General features: G+C 49.8%; 12 protein-coding genes. 3 read left to right on the forward strand and 9 right to left on the reverse strand.

All coding sequences use genetic code 11. The annotated features are described in order from the left end of the window. Positions 1-65: 65 nt before the first annotated feature. Positions 66-521, reverse strand: a complete 456-nt coding sequence (locus I8J30_RS00710; protein WP_210654542.1) for a hypothetical protein — start codon at positions 519-521, stop codon at positions 66-68. Between the two features lie 343 nt (positions 522-864). Then, a complete protein-coding gene (locus tag I8J30_RS00715; RefSeq protein WP_210654544.1) occupies positions 865-2,256 on the reverse strand; it encodes a HEAT repeat domain-containing protein in 1,392 nt (463 codons plus the stop codon). 179 nt (positions 2,257-2,435) lie between these two features. On the opposite strand from I8J30_RS00715, the gene I8J30_RS00720 reads away from it, so the two are divergent. Continuing rightward, entirely contained in the window at positions 2,436-3,266 is an 831-nt protein-coding gene (locus I8J30_RS00720) for a helix-turn-helix domain-containing protein (RefSeq protein ID WP_210654546.1), read from the forward strand. A 65-nt stretch (positions 3,267-3,331) separates the two neighbouring features. Here I8J30_RS00720 and I8J30_RS00725 read toward each other — a convergent pair whose 3' ends face one another. From I8J30_RS00725 to I8J30_RS00745, 5 genes are all read right to left on the reverse strand, one after another. Continuing rightward, complete coding sequence (locus I8J30_RS00725; RefSeq protein ID WP_210654548.1) at positions 3,332-5,002, reverse strand: hypothetical protein; 1,671 nt, start codon at positions 5,000-5,002, stop codon at positions 3,332-3,334. 122 nt (positions 5,003-5,124) lie between these two features. Continuing rightward, on the reverse strand, positions 5,125-6,240 hold the full coding sequence (locus tag I8J30_RS00730; protein WP_210654550.1) for a hypothetical protein: 1,116 nt from the start codon (positions 6,238-6,240) through the stop codon (positions 5,125-5,127). Between the two features lie 130 nt (positions 6,241-6,370). Beyond that, positions 6,371-7,264: a cation diffusion facilitator family transporter gene (locus tag I8J30_RS00735; protein ID WP_210654552.1), complete on the reverse strand. Its 894-nt coding sequence runs from the start codon at positions 7,262-7,264 to the stop codon at positions 6,371-6,373. A gap of 139 nt (positions 7,265-7,403) precedes the next feature. Next, the gene (locus tag I8J30_RS00740) at positions 7,404-8,327 is read right to left on the reverse strand and encodes a phytanoyl-CoA dioxygenase family protein (RefSeq protein WP_210654554.1); all 924 of its coding nucleotides are present in this window, start codon (positions 8,325-8,327) and stop codon (positions 7,404-7,406) included. A gap of 76 nt (positions 8,328-8,403) precedes the next feature. Further along, the gene (locus I8J30_RS00745; RefSeq protein ID WP_210654556.1) at positions 8,404-9,684 is read right to left on the reverse strand and encodes an adenylosuccinate synthase; all 1,281 of its coding nucleotides are present in this window, start codon (positions 9,682-9,684) and stop codon (positions 8,404-8,406) included. Between the two features lie 106 nt (positions 9,685-9,790). Here I8J30_RS00745 and I8J30_RS00750 point away from each other — a divergent pair, with 106 nt between their 5' ends. Continuing rightward, on the forward strand, positions 9,791-10,678 hold the full coding sequence (locus I8J30_RS00750; RefSeq protein ID WP_210654558.1) for a LysR family transcriptional regulator: 888 nt from the start codon (positions 9,791-9,793) through the stop codon (positions 10,676-10,678). A 48-nt stretch (positions 10,679-10,726) separates the two neighbouring features. On the opposite strand, the gene I8J30_RS00755 is transcribed toward I8J30_RS00750, so the two are convergent. Further along, positions 10,727-11,152 carry a DUF1284 domain-containing protein gene (locus tag I8J30_RS00755; protein WP_210654561.1) on the reverse strand — a complete coding sequence of 142 codons (426 nt, stop codon included), beginning with the start codon at positions 11,150-11,152 and terminating at the stop codon, positions 10,727-10,729. Positions 11,153-11,173: 21 nt separating this feature from the next. Continuing rightward, positions 11,174-11,914, reverse strand: coding sequence for a GNAT family N-acetyltransferase (locus I8J30_RS00760; protein ID WP_210654563.1), 741 nt, complete (start codon positions 11,912-11,914; stop codon positions 11,174-11,176). Positions 11,915-12,053: 139 nt separating this feature from the next. Here I8J30_RS00760 and I8J30_RS00765 point away from each other — a divergent pair, with 139 nt between their 5' ends. Further along, entirely contained in the window at positions 12,054-12,833 is a 780-nt protein-coding gene (locus I8J30_RS00765; protein WP_210654565.1) for a hypothetical protein, read from the forward strand. Positions 12,834-13,019 lie beyond the last annotated feature (186 nt).

A 13,019-nucleotide genomic window follows, 5' to 3' on the forward strand; every position in this document is an offset into this window, starting at 1 on the left:
ATCAACTTCTTTTGTTGGTTTATAATCATGCTGCTTCAAAACTCCCATAAACGCTTGCAACTTCATCAAGAATCGCTCGAAGTTGGTTTGTTACTAAGGAGCGCCGCTTCGAAAGCTTTCTTAGCATTCGGCACTAAACGATTCGTCTCCGGATCAAATAGTGGTGTGTTACTCACGCCATTGAAAGGAAGCCCTTTATAAATTCGAATGAAGTCTTTCACTTGATCGGATTGACTCGAGTCGGGATGCTGATTCAGAAAACGCTCAAAACGGAGTACTCTGTTTATTAGTTCTGTATAGCTTATCTGGAAACCGTCATGTTTCACTGCAGGTGCGGAAGACTCCGTTATTTTGAGCGAAATATAGTCCACTAGATCCGGACTGACGAACAGATTATATTGCTTAAAAAATTTATAGTCCACCACCGGGAAATAATAACCTTCCTCCGTCTCCAGCTTGAAGCCTCTCGACGCGGAAGCAAGCAATAGAATTTTGAGATCTTTGTCTGATGTTCGATTCATGAGTTGGGACATACTTTCTCCGGATCGGAATAACCGTTGCAGTTTCTTCTGAACGGATGGTTTTGCGAAATTTTGTTCCATCGGTAAGCGATTTCTAAGCATCATGCTCTCTAACATGACAACCATAGCTGAGGCGTGCGATGCGCGCAATCTGACTCTAACGGTTGTGACTGTGGTTATTAGGAGTCAATTATCCCTTTGTATAAGCTAACGGTTGCCAGCCACCTCGCTGACAACCGTTAAAGTTTTGATTATGAAGTATAGACAAAAAAGCGGCTGCCGTGCAGAAACTTTCTCGAATAGCCAGAAAAAAATCCCTCTTGCGAGGGATTTTTCGTTTGATTTAGAACGTGCTCGCAGGCGTTGTATCCGAACACCAGCGCGTATTGAACAGCTCATGAATCAGCACTTCATGGGCTTCCGGCGTACCGATATAGCGCAGTGCTTCAAGTGCATGGCCGCGAACGTAACGGTTCTCGTGCGCCAGCTGCTCTGCCAGAGCAGGAACGGCTTCCGCAGCATCCTTCCCGATTCGAACAAGCGACAGGCCTGCCGTGAAGCGAACCTGCGTATCCTCGTCCTGCAAGCCTTTGATCAGAGCGGGAACGACCAGCTTCGCATTGGCGCTGATGATGCCAAGCGCGTCAACTGCCGTGCGTCTGATCTTCGCGGATGGGTGATCGAGCTGAGCCGCTATGTGAGACACAGCCTGATCGGCGTGACCTCTTAGCTCCGACAAAGCGAAGATGGCATGGTTCACGACATCCTCATTCTCTGCGCGAAGCGCTTGCAGCAATCCTTCAACAGCTCCCTTGCCGGCTACGGACAATCCGTATGAAGCGATGCGGGATACTTTCTTCTCTTGCTCGAGCGCGCCGATCAAGGCTTGAATGCCTGCTTCGCCTCTTGTTGCAAGCTCGTAAGCTGCATTCAACGCATCCGGCTCTTCGCTTCCGCCCAAACGCGCGGAGAGGCTGGCGATTTCCGCAGCATCGGCGGATTTCGTATTAGCTAGCGCCGCGGTACGGCCGGACATCCAGTTCCAAACCTCTTCCGCGATCGGATCGTTGCTTTCCTCGCCCGCAACAGCTGCCCAGGACTGCTCTTGATTGTCCCATGTCGGCGATTGCGGAGCCTCGGTGCGCATGAATTCGAACTTCAGCATGAAGCGCGGCTTGCCGATCAAGTTCGGCGTCGAACGATGCCAGATATCATAGTGGATCAGCGCAAACGTACCCGCTTCTCCGTTTGCAGTCGCTTCCTCTTCCGTTTCATCCGACACAAAGTTGCGGCTGTCTTGATATTGCGTGCCCGGCATAACGCCCGTTGGCCCGAGCTCAATCGGAGTATCTTGCGGGAAGTACATAATCATCGCCCACCACGGGTGATGGTTGCGCAGCCGGTTGTAGCCCCAGTAGCTGTCTTTGTGCCAGCCGCCCGGCTTCGGTACGGAGTTATAATGGCCGTGTCTGTGCGTATGGAGCAAATAATTCGGGCCAAGCACGCTTGTCAACGCCCCCGTGATAACCGGGTTCTCAAATACGCGCTGCAAATCGCGGATGCGCGGTAGAATGTTGTTGCCGGGATTGCCTTCGCTATCATAAATCGTATTGAGTTGCTCTACTAAACGCTCGTGAAATTCGCGCGGGAAGTCGGTCTTCAAAATAAGAAAACCATCTGTAATAAACGATTTGATTTGTTCATCTGTCAACAAAAGGGGTTGTGCAGTCGTCATTTCTGTTGAGCCTCCTATAGAATTACTTTTACAACTTGATTATAGGAGGATGCTGTCAGCGATGTAATGGCTAGAAATAAGAATGAAGGTGCTAAAACTAAGATTGCGGTTTCATCCGCCAACGAAATGCTCTATGATAAGAGAAAATCATTCAATGCTTTACAGCCGGGAGACTTCCAATGACGATATTACGTGCAGATCATGCCTTAACCGATCTCTTGCGCGCCCTTCAAATCGACGTCATCACCGCTCACCGAACACAAGTGACCACCGAGTGGGTCGATATGGACTACGTGCCCGAATATAATAAACTCTACTATATTATGGACGGAGAAGGCTGGCTGAAGGTAGATAGTCAGGAGATGCTGCCATCCCCTGGCGAGATCTGCTTAATGCCTGCTTTCACGAAACAATCCTATTCCGTAATCAAAGGGAAAAAGCCGTTCCTCAAGTATTGGTGCCACTTCACGGCCTCGATCGGTCCGTTCGACTTGTTCCAATGGATCGGCGTCCCGCTGCGCATCGTCCTTGCCGATCAAGAAGAAATGACCGCCATGTTCAAGCTGCTGGTCAGCCTGCGACAAAGCGACTCGGTTATCTCGCGGCTGCGTGAGAAAGCCATTATGCTGGAGATTATTGCGCGGTATTTGGAGCATGTGCCGATTACGATTTTGCAGCACCGCTCGGAGGATCTGAAACGAATTCAGTTCATTCAAGCGTATATAGACAGCCATATGGCCGGCCATTTGCGCGTCGAGGATATGGCGAAGGCGGCTCATTTGCATCCGAACTATTTTATCGCCTATTTCAAGAAGCATTTCGGTGTGCCGCCGCTTAAGTACGTCAGCCGCAAACGAGTCGATAAAGCGAAGATCTTATTGTCGACCACGACGCAAAGTATTAAGGAAATCGCCGATCAGATCGGTTTTAAGGAAACCAACCATTTCGCTAAATTTTTCCGCAAAGAAACAGGGCAAAGCCCCACGGAATATCGCACCCTCCACACCTAAAACAAGGCGTTCCGCTGCAGATCTGAAGCTGCAGATTGGAACGCTTTTGTCGTTTGTTCTATAAGCTAAAGATTCTTCATTGTAGATACCATGACTTCGCCTGTCAGCCATTTGCGCATCAACAGGAGTATCAACAGCGTTGGCAGCGATAATAAGGCGCCGGAGAGCAGCAAATCAGCCTGCGTATACGCGGGTCCGGCTTCGCCGATTTCATTCATCGCGTTAACAAACGTCATAAGCGGCGGAAATGTCTGCGGATTCGTGAGATGAATGAAGGCTTGCGTGAACGAGCTCCACAGCATGACGAAATGAAGGGCTCCAAGCGCAAGGAGCGGCTTCCAAATCGAAGGGATATAAACGCAGAAGAAGATATACGTCTCTCCTCGACCTGCCGCGGCTGCCTCTTCCCTGCGACTGCTATATTTGCTGTTAAAGATGCTCTTCAAGATGAAGATAGGCAGAATGGAGTAAAACCCTGTCAAGAATAACGGGAATATTGTATTGCTCATATGTAAATCCCGATAAAACAAATATTCATGAAACGTTGAGCCGCTAAGAGTCAGCAGTGCCAGCAGCAAAAGCTTATACAGCCCCCTGCCCGGCAAGCCCTTGACGGTTAAAGGAAAAGCAAGCGCAGCCGTAATCATCATAAAGATCGTGACTGCCCCCAAGTCCATGATCATGTAAACCGCATACCGATAGGGAGAAAGCAGCGTATGCAGTGCGGAACCGGACAATTGGAACGAAAACGGATAAATGAACAGCAAGTACAGTAGAATCAACACGGCGAAGGATAACACAATGCTGATAAGGATGCCCGTACTATTTTTCCCTTTGCCGGTAGATTGGATAGCAGCTGTTCCGCCCGTAGATGTAAACAAATCACGCGCGAACAGACCTTTAATGAGAAAGTAAGCTAGCAGAGAGCATGTAAATTGAACGATAAACTGAAAAACAGCCAGAGGTCCGGCCAGATTGTATTCGGCATTCATAAACACCGTTCGGAAGCCGAAGCTATCCAAGGTGTCCCCGGTCTCAAATACGAGCGGATTGACCAGTAATCGCTGCAGCTCTGAATCCATTGTCAGAAGCGAGCCGAGCTGCATCAGCATAAATGCGGTAACCGCCTTCATTGCCGGAATGACGTTGCCTTGCAAATAGGTACTGCGGACCCGAATGCTTCTGTTATCCATCGCCGCTTGTCTCGCTCCAATCGCCGTAAGCGCGATAAGGATGGGAATACCGCAGGTTTTAAACACTTCTGCCGCAACTAGTACCATCGGAAACAGTTCCGAATGTGCGAGCGGCATCGCTTTGATGCCAAACGGAGATTGGCTTTGCGATAGAGCGAGCATCGTAACATAGACGATAACAGCCGATGGAATGAAGTAAGGAATCAGAAACAAGGTGGCGAATCCGCCTCGGAGCCAGCGGATACCTATACCGCTAAGCGCGAGCGCTGCACCCAGTGCGAAGATGCCGCTGACTGCCGTATAAAGAAGCTTCAACGTTAACGTGTTGCCGAGAACAGACGTAAACGCAGGCAGATTAAATAGGTTACGATAATTGTCCAGCCCAACCCAGTCGCTGCTGAATAGCCCTTTAAAGATGACAAAATCGACGAATGAACCGTACAGCGTCATGAAGTGCGGAATTCCTTTGAAAATAAACCAGAGCAATAACGGCGGGATTACGAGTAAATAATGCATCCTGTACTTCCAAATTCGTTGCAGCATTGCAGTAACTTCCTCCTAATGAATAATCATCCAGATCTTCCTCTCTTATATTCGATAATAAAGAGGATTGTCCCTCCGTCACCTTCCGATGACTTTGGGACAATCCTCTTTATGATGACAAACTATCTGCGAATACGGTTACCGAAGTATTCTTTGGTATCGGAGCTAAAGCCCAGTGTAAGCGGCCCAAGAAGCTGGTCGTCGTCTGTTTTATAAGTAACAAGAACAACGTTGCCTTTCTTAGCTACATAATCCTCGTATGCTTTCTTCTTGTCATCTTGCGGGAAGAGCGCTGCGTCGGAAGCAGGTACGATTGTTACTTCTGCTTCGTCTTTCTTCGTTACCACATGTTTCTTCTGATCATCGGAAAGCTGTTTCCAAGCAAGCTCGCGATATTCAGTTACTTGTGCCGGGGACAAGGCGGCGGATTGGTCTGCCACAACCAGGAAGTGAAGCGCGCTGATTGGCGGAATGCTCTTTGTCGTCGCAGGACCGTAGTAAGTCGTAACTTTCATGCCGGCTTTCAAAGCCGACCATTCGATCGGTTGACGCTCGGTATCGCGGATCGTTGTTTCTTTACCGGAGTTAAGAACCAGCGTAGTTTCTTTACCGTCGCCAAATTTCACTTGCCAGCCGTCGCTTGTTTTCTCAACGGATTGAATAACATCCGTTTTAACCAGACGTTCAGAACCGACTACAACCTTCACGGCATGCGATTGACCTGGGTAGCTCATCGCGACGATTGGGCCGTATTCAGCTGTAAGCTCCAAGCCTGCTTTCAAATCTTTAGCGGCAAATGATTTGCCTTCTTGATTCGTAAGTACGGTTTCTTTATCGACAGTAAGTACGATCCAATTGTTTTGGCCTCTGCCAAGTACGCTGATTTGAACGGAACCGTCTTTGGTAGGACGAACATCTTCGATAATGCCGGACACATTAATCAAATTGGACTCGCCTTCCTCCGGTTGGTCCTTGGAAGTAATCTCCAGAACTTTGTTTCTTGCGTTATAGTGCAGCTCGTAACCAAGCGCTTCCGCTTCGGAACGTGCTGGAAGATAAGCTTGGCCATTAATGAAAACAGGCTCTAAGGAAGTCGCTTTTCCGTCTACCGTAACGTCGATGTCACCGCGCAGGAACCCATTCACTTTCTTCATGAAACCGGATGCCTCTACTGCTGCTGTCGTACCTAGTAGCCCAGCTATCGTGGCTACAATGATGATTTTCTTCTTATTCATCATTTCTTGCTCCCTTCGCGATCTGTTCTATTGGTTGTAAGGCCCTACATGATCTCCAGACGTGCCTACCTACGGAAAGGTTGCACAAAATAATAAAAAACGATCTGGACGCTATCGTCCAGACCGAATCAAGTTATCCATCATCGTTCTCATACCAAGGATTTAAGTGAACCAATACTTCATCCACCTCCGGATGTGCGTCCATCAATTTCTTCTTGATGGTTCTGATAATATCATGACCTTCTTGTATGGTAAGGGTCCCGAGGACCGCGACTCTGGCATCGACCAAAACATAATGGCCGTGTTCCCTCGCACGCAGCCGATCAATGCGTTTCACTTCGGGAACTTCGCGCAAATGCTCCGTTATATCCTCGATTTTTTCCGGGCTTAGACTCTTGTCCATCAGAACGTCGGCCGTCTCGCGCGCCATATCAACCCCGAGCTTCAATACTAGGAGCGATACGATAACCCCTGCGGCGGGATCACCGTAGCTGAGCCAGCCAATATCCATTTTTTCGCCCAACCAGCCAAGACCGATCCCGACCGTTGCTGCCAGGGAGGCGTAGACATCTGCAAGGTGGTCGTACGCGGTAGCGAGCATCGCTTTGCTCTTCGATTCCTTCCCGATGCGCATCGTGTACATATATAGAATTTGCTTGGCGATCAAGGAAACGACGGCAGCTGCAAGCGCGATGAGATGCGCTTTCGTCGGCGGCTCGAAGAACGTGAGAACGGCATGATACCCCATATATAAAGCTGCTGCAATTAAGATAAAAGCAACGATTCCCGCTCCAAGCACCTCAGCCTTGCCATGTCCGTAAGGATGATCCTCATCCGGCGGCTTGCCTGACACTCGCATGGAGCTGTACGCTGTCGCAGTGGCGATAACGTCGCCTGCATTGTGAATACCGTCCGCAATGAGAACCTGACTCTGAAACAAAATACCGACAATGAGCTTGATTCCGGTCAGAAGCACATTGCTGATCAGAGAGATCCACATCGCGACGATCGATGCTTTGCTTTCCATGTGTCCCTCTTCATTCCCCTCTTCTGCCATAGTTCATAATAATGGAGATATTACACTTTATGACATTCAAACGCAAGGTACGGAAGCGCAAAACAGGCTCTTCCGGCAAAGTCGGAAAAGCCTGTTTTTAAGGAGTTGGCTATGACCGGGTTGCGGCTGCTTTCGCTTGTCTCGCGAGCTCGGGCAAATGCGCTTGATTCTCTTGAATCTGACGCAGATGGCGCAGCCGCTCGCTGCTTGCGTTACGCAGCACGGCTTCGCCATGGAGCTCCTCCACCCAATAAGGGGCAAAGGTACTCACATACTCATGCAGCTCGGCCATATGCTCTTCGGTGTAATGTCTGGAGAAATTAATCAACAGCACGCGTCGATTATTTCCTCCGCCAAAAGCAGCATGCTTCATATAGTTATTGAAGACAAGCAAGTCCCCCGGTCTAATATCGAGCGGCACGGCCGGCAAGTCCGCGCGGTCAATGCCCCACTGTGCCTGCATATCAGCCGCATGAATTTGCTCTTTGAGAATTTCGGTAAACTGATCCCCGATATAATGGCTGCCCGGGATGACGCGCAGCGCACCGGTTTCTTTCGTTACCGGATCTAAGTAGAAGGACACGTTAAGGCTCTTAAGATTCCCCGGCCACTGCTTATCCATCGAAGTGTCAGAATGCCAGCCGGTGTCTCCGACATATTTATTGCCTGCACTCGTTAAATAATTGTAGTCATCGCCGAGCAGCGCGGAACAAATCGCGTGTATGCGCGGATCATCCAATAACGAAGCCAGCTTCTCACTGTGGCCGAGAAAAGCAACGATCGTGGATGTTTTCTTGAACGTATGCGGCTTCCCGTCGAAGTTGCCCCCATGTTTCGTAAATACGGCGTCAAACTCTTCCGTAATCTCCATGATGCGGTCTTGCATCAACCCCCGAAACACCAAATACCCGAACGTGTCGAAGAATGCTTTCTGCTGGCTTGTCACTTTGAAATCCCGCATAATCGCTATGCACACTCCCGCCAAAGAAATGAGAATCGACTTCTTGCAAAAAGATTCATTGTCTATTCTCAACCTATTTCGACTCCTACAAGAGTATTCCTGCAGCTAGTCTATGCCGGGTTGATTGCGTTAGGCGTAAGGTGCCGGCTTACCGATGAACCAACTGTTCTCGGCGCGGCCCAACGGAGACCGTCGACACCCGAACGCCAATCGAAGCTTCGACAAATAGAACGTACTCCCGCGCTTCAAGCGGCAGCTCTTCAAAGGTTCTCGCCTCTGAAATATCGCACTTCCAGCCGGGCAGCGAGGTTAAGACCGGTGTCGCATGTTCAAGCTGCGACGTAACGGGAAAACGCTCCGTCTTCGATCCATCTGCCAGCAAATAACCGGTACAGACCGGAATTTGTTCCAGGTAGCCGAGCACGTCGAGGTTGGTTAGTGCAACTTCGGTTGCACCCTGCACCATACAGCCATATCTGGTCGCAACGGCGTCGAACCAGCCTACTCGTCTCGGTCTCCCCGTAGTCGCGCCAAACTCACCTGCGTCGCCGCCGCGCAACCGAAGCTCCTGTGCTATTTCGCCGCTTAACTCAGCTACAAACGGTCCGGCACCTACGCAGCTGGAGTAAGCTTTAGTAACCGCAATGACATGGCCAATGGCATAAGGCGGAATTCCGGCCCCTACAGCCGCAAATCCGGATAAAGTCGAAGAGGAAGTCGAGTAAGGATAAATGCCGTGATCGGGATCGCGGAGGGCGCCAAGCTGGCCTTCAACCAGAATGGACTCGCCTCTCATCCATGCTTCATGCAGCAGACTTGTCGTGTCCGCCAAGTAAGGACGAAGCTGTTCCCCATACGCCACGAGCTCCGAGATATAATCGTCAGCGCTCACAGGGCTTTCCCCATACAAGTGCTGCAGCGTCACGTTCTTCGCTGCGAGCATCTGATCCAAGCGTCGATACAGACGCTCTTTATCGAACAGCTCCGACGCTTGAATACCCAGCTTCGCATATTTATCCGCATAGAAGGGTGCGATTCCGCGTTTGGTCGACCCAAAGCTGCGCTCGGCAAGCCGATCTTCCTCCAGCTCATCAAAGCGAACATGGATAGGCACCACAACCTGCGCACGCTCCGAAACGACCACCTTCGGTTTCGGCACGCCGCGAGCTTGCAGCTCTTCGATTTCTCGCAGCAGCATCCTCACGTCAACAGCCGTACCCGGACCAATCACATTCGTTACATTGGGATAAAATACCCCGGAGGGCAGCATGTGTAATGCGAACTTCCCATAGTTGTTAATGATCGTATGACCTGCGTTGCTGCCTCCTTGAAACCGCACGACATAAGAAGACTGTGCAGCTAATACATCCGTCAGCTTTCCTTTGCCTTCATCTCCCCAATTCGCGCCTACAATGGCCGTTACCGTCATAAAGCCACGCCTCCCAATTGTTGTTCCTTCCTTGCTAATTTGATTATAATGAAACTATCGACATCAAAATAATTGATATTGCTAATATCAGATATTAGGAGAACTAATGACGATTAATTCAGAATGGTATCGCAGCTTCTATTGGACAGCCAAGACAGGCAGTCTGTCGCGCGCCGCGGAAAAGCTGCATATTACGCAGCCCGCAGTCAGCCATATTTTAAAACAGCTGGAAGGCGCACTGGGCGGACAGCTCTTCTTCCGCTCTGCTAAAGGCGTTGTATTGACAGCGGAGGGCGAAGTGTTATTTCGTTATATCGAGCAGGCGTTCAGCTTCATTGAATCCGGCGAGAAACGGATCGCGGAGATGCATAACCTGGAGAGCGGAGAAATACGAATCGGGGCGAGCGATACGTTATGCAAGCATTACTTAATGCCTTATTTGGAGCAGTTTCATCAACAATATCCCCAGATACGCATCCATGTCACCAATCGGACGACTCCGGAAACGATTGGGCTGTTAACCGATGGCAAGATCGATTTCGGCATTATTAATCTACCGGCAGGCAACGCCAAAATCGACATTAAGCGAAGCCTTCCTCAGCAGGATTGTTTGGTAGGCAGCAAGAAATACGCGGATTTAGCAGGCTCGGGGCCGCTGGATGCACAGGAGATGCATCGGTATCCGTTGTTAATGTTAGAGCCCGGCGGCAGCACCAGACACCACCTCAGCGAATGGGCGGCTGCGCAAGGCATCCGGCTGCAGCCGGAGCTTGAGCTTGGCAGTATTGACCTGCTCTTGCAATTCGCGATCCGAGGGTTCGGACTTGCCTTCGTCATCCGCAACTATATCGAGCATGAATTGGCCGCAGGCGAGCTGGTGGAAATCCCGCTCCAGCCACCGCTTCCGGAGCGATATATCGGAATCGCTACCTTGCGAGGCGTTCCGCTGTCGGCAGCCTCCAACCGATTTCTGTCGATGCTGCCTTTAACCTGAAAAAAAATCCACCTAGCGGCATCTAGCACGGTGCCGTTGCAGGTGGATTCATTTTGGCGGAAGCGGTGGAAGCCACTCCCCTTGTTTTATGATCCGAACGCCTGCTTCGCAGACGCCGTAGCTCCGCCACTGGCAGGTGTAACACAACGTATGTATATCTTCAGGGACTACGTTCGTCCTTACCCGTTCAATAACGTCTGACCAGAGCAGCTCCATACCATAATCAAACCCGAGTTTTTGTAAGATCCGCTCATCATGCTGCGCTACGGAAACATGATGGCAGTGCGGCTCCACATCGGATGGAAAACACGCGCATAAATCATCAGGACCTCTGACAATGGTAATCCGAGACGCCGGCTCATCTCGCAGTTTGTTGTATACAATCGTCATATTCGCAGAGAAGTCCGCAGAATACCCCATGCCCCGAAAACCTAATAAACATAATAAATGATGCCCACGCAATTGAATCGTCATTAGCTCCCACCTCAACATAGCTTACCGTTTCTTCACTCGATACCAATAGGGATAACTCTCTCGATAATTCAGCTTCCGATACAGCCGGTTCGCAGCTGCATTGCTTTGAACAACAAGCAAATACCCCTTCTCGGCGCCATTCTCTCTCGCCCAATGAAGCATATGACGAATCAGCTGCTCCCCATGTCCCCGATTGCGATGCGCTTCCGCCGTAACAATATCATACAACCCTATGTAACCTCGTTCTACTACGCCCAGTCCGCATGCGACGGGCTCATCGTTTACCGCTAATGTGAAGTAACCTTGCTTCGGTTTCGTGCTTGTTATGATTTGAGCTGCAAGCTGCTTGTTTGTTCCTGTTATCCGATTCATCTCGCACATCGTATCGAGCCACGATTCGCTCATCGCGTCTTCTATCTTCATGCCATGCAGCTCCGGTGCCGGCACGCCGGCTAAGCTTTCTATTATCATAACACGGGATGGGTCTGCGATGGCATACCCGCGCTGATCCAGGGTTTGATCCAGATCCGGAGGAGCGAAAGGCGTGATTTTGAAAATCGTATCCAGGTCCGCTTCGTTATACATCGCTTCGCATGCTGCAAATCGTTCTTCTAAATGATGATCGTTGGCGGAGTATAGCGCGCTCACGGAATTGGACCGTTTCGTATAACCCGCAGCAAACCGGAGCACCCATCCGTCATAAACGACCGTCTGCAGGGACGGCCATGCGTTCAGCGTCAATTCTTCTAGCATTTTATCCATAGGTCAGCAAGCCCCTCTCATTAGAAATTAAGTATAAATATACATACTATTGTTTAATTATTCAACACTTCTTTACTTCATCCTACACTAAAAAAATGTTAAAATGAGACAAGCATCCACTAAGAAAGGCGGAGAACAAATGGCACAACTGATCGCGCCAGCTACATATACTCCCTTCGAGAATGAAGAAGAGCAAATACAGAAATTGAAAGAATGGGGCCTTCTCTCCGAGAAAGCTTCCAAATCAAAAACGTTTATCTACAAAAACAACGGCGTTCATACCGTTTGTTCTATTGTCGGTTACGTCGATAAAATGACAGCCGTCTTAGAGCTTGATGACAAACAGCACTGCATTCACCCTTCCTACTTGAAGGAAATGCAAACGGCAAGCTTCGGACAAAGACAAGCGGCAGCGACTGAGGACGAAGCCGGTGAAACGGAAGATGCAGCAGCCGTCAGCGCTCAGACGGTCGAAGCAGAGTCGGCAGAACCGTTAGAAGCGATTTCGGCAACGGTCGCCGCCGCCTCGGCAATTGAAGAGCCGGCTGTCGATGCGTCAACCGCGAAGCCTGAAGAGAAGCCTGCCAAGAAAGCGAAGAAAGAGAAAGCGCCGAAGCTGGAACTGCCTGAAGAGAAGGTGAAGATGAGAGCAACGGTCAAGGAGTTCACCACCGTTCCGAACAACTTCTCCGATACGGATGATGAGGTGGTCATCTATGAGGAAGTATCCGTTGAAGAGCCGGCTCTGGAACTTGGCGCAGCTTGGTCGAGTCACAGCAATACGCTGAAGAAGCTGGAACTGGCCATCGGGGATACGATCACGTTCGAATGTAAAATCGTGGCCAAGAAATTAACGAAACATCCCGTTGCCTACAAGATTAACAATCCCGGTAAAATTCAAAAGGAACAATCCCAATAAGCTCGATTCACCCTTCGAATGTTCAGAGAAGCCATGTCATATGGCTTCTCTTTTTTAGGTTTCACAGCTTTTTCGACCTTTTTCATGCTTTATCTTATGAAAATGCAGCTGCAAGGAAATACTACTACCTACGAAGGATAACCATTTTGCAAGTCCGTAAGTCGATGCTTTCCGATCGGTCAGAGA

Source organism: Paenibacillus lignilyticus (genome assembly GCF_017942085.1).
Classification (GTDB): domain Bacteria; phylum Bacillota; class Bacilli; order Paenibacillales; family Paenibacillaceae; genus Paenibacillus_Z; species Paenibacillus_Z lignilyticus.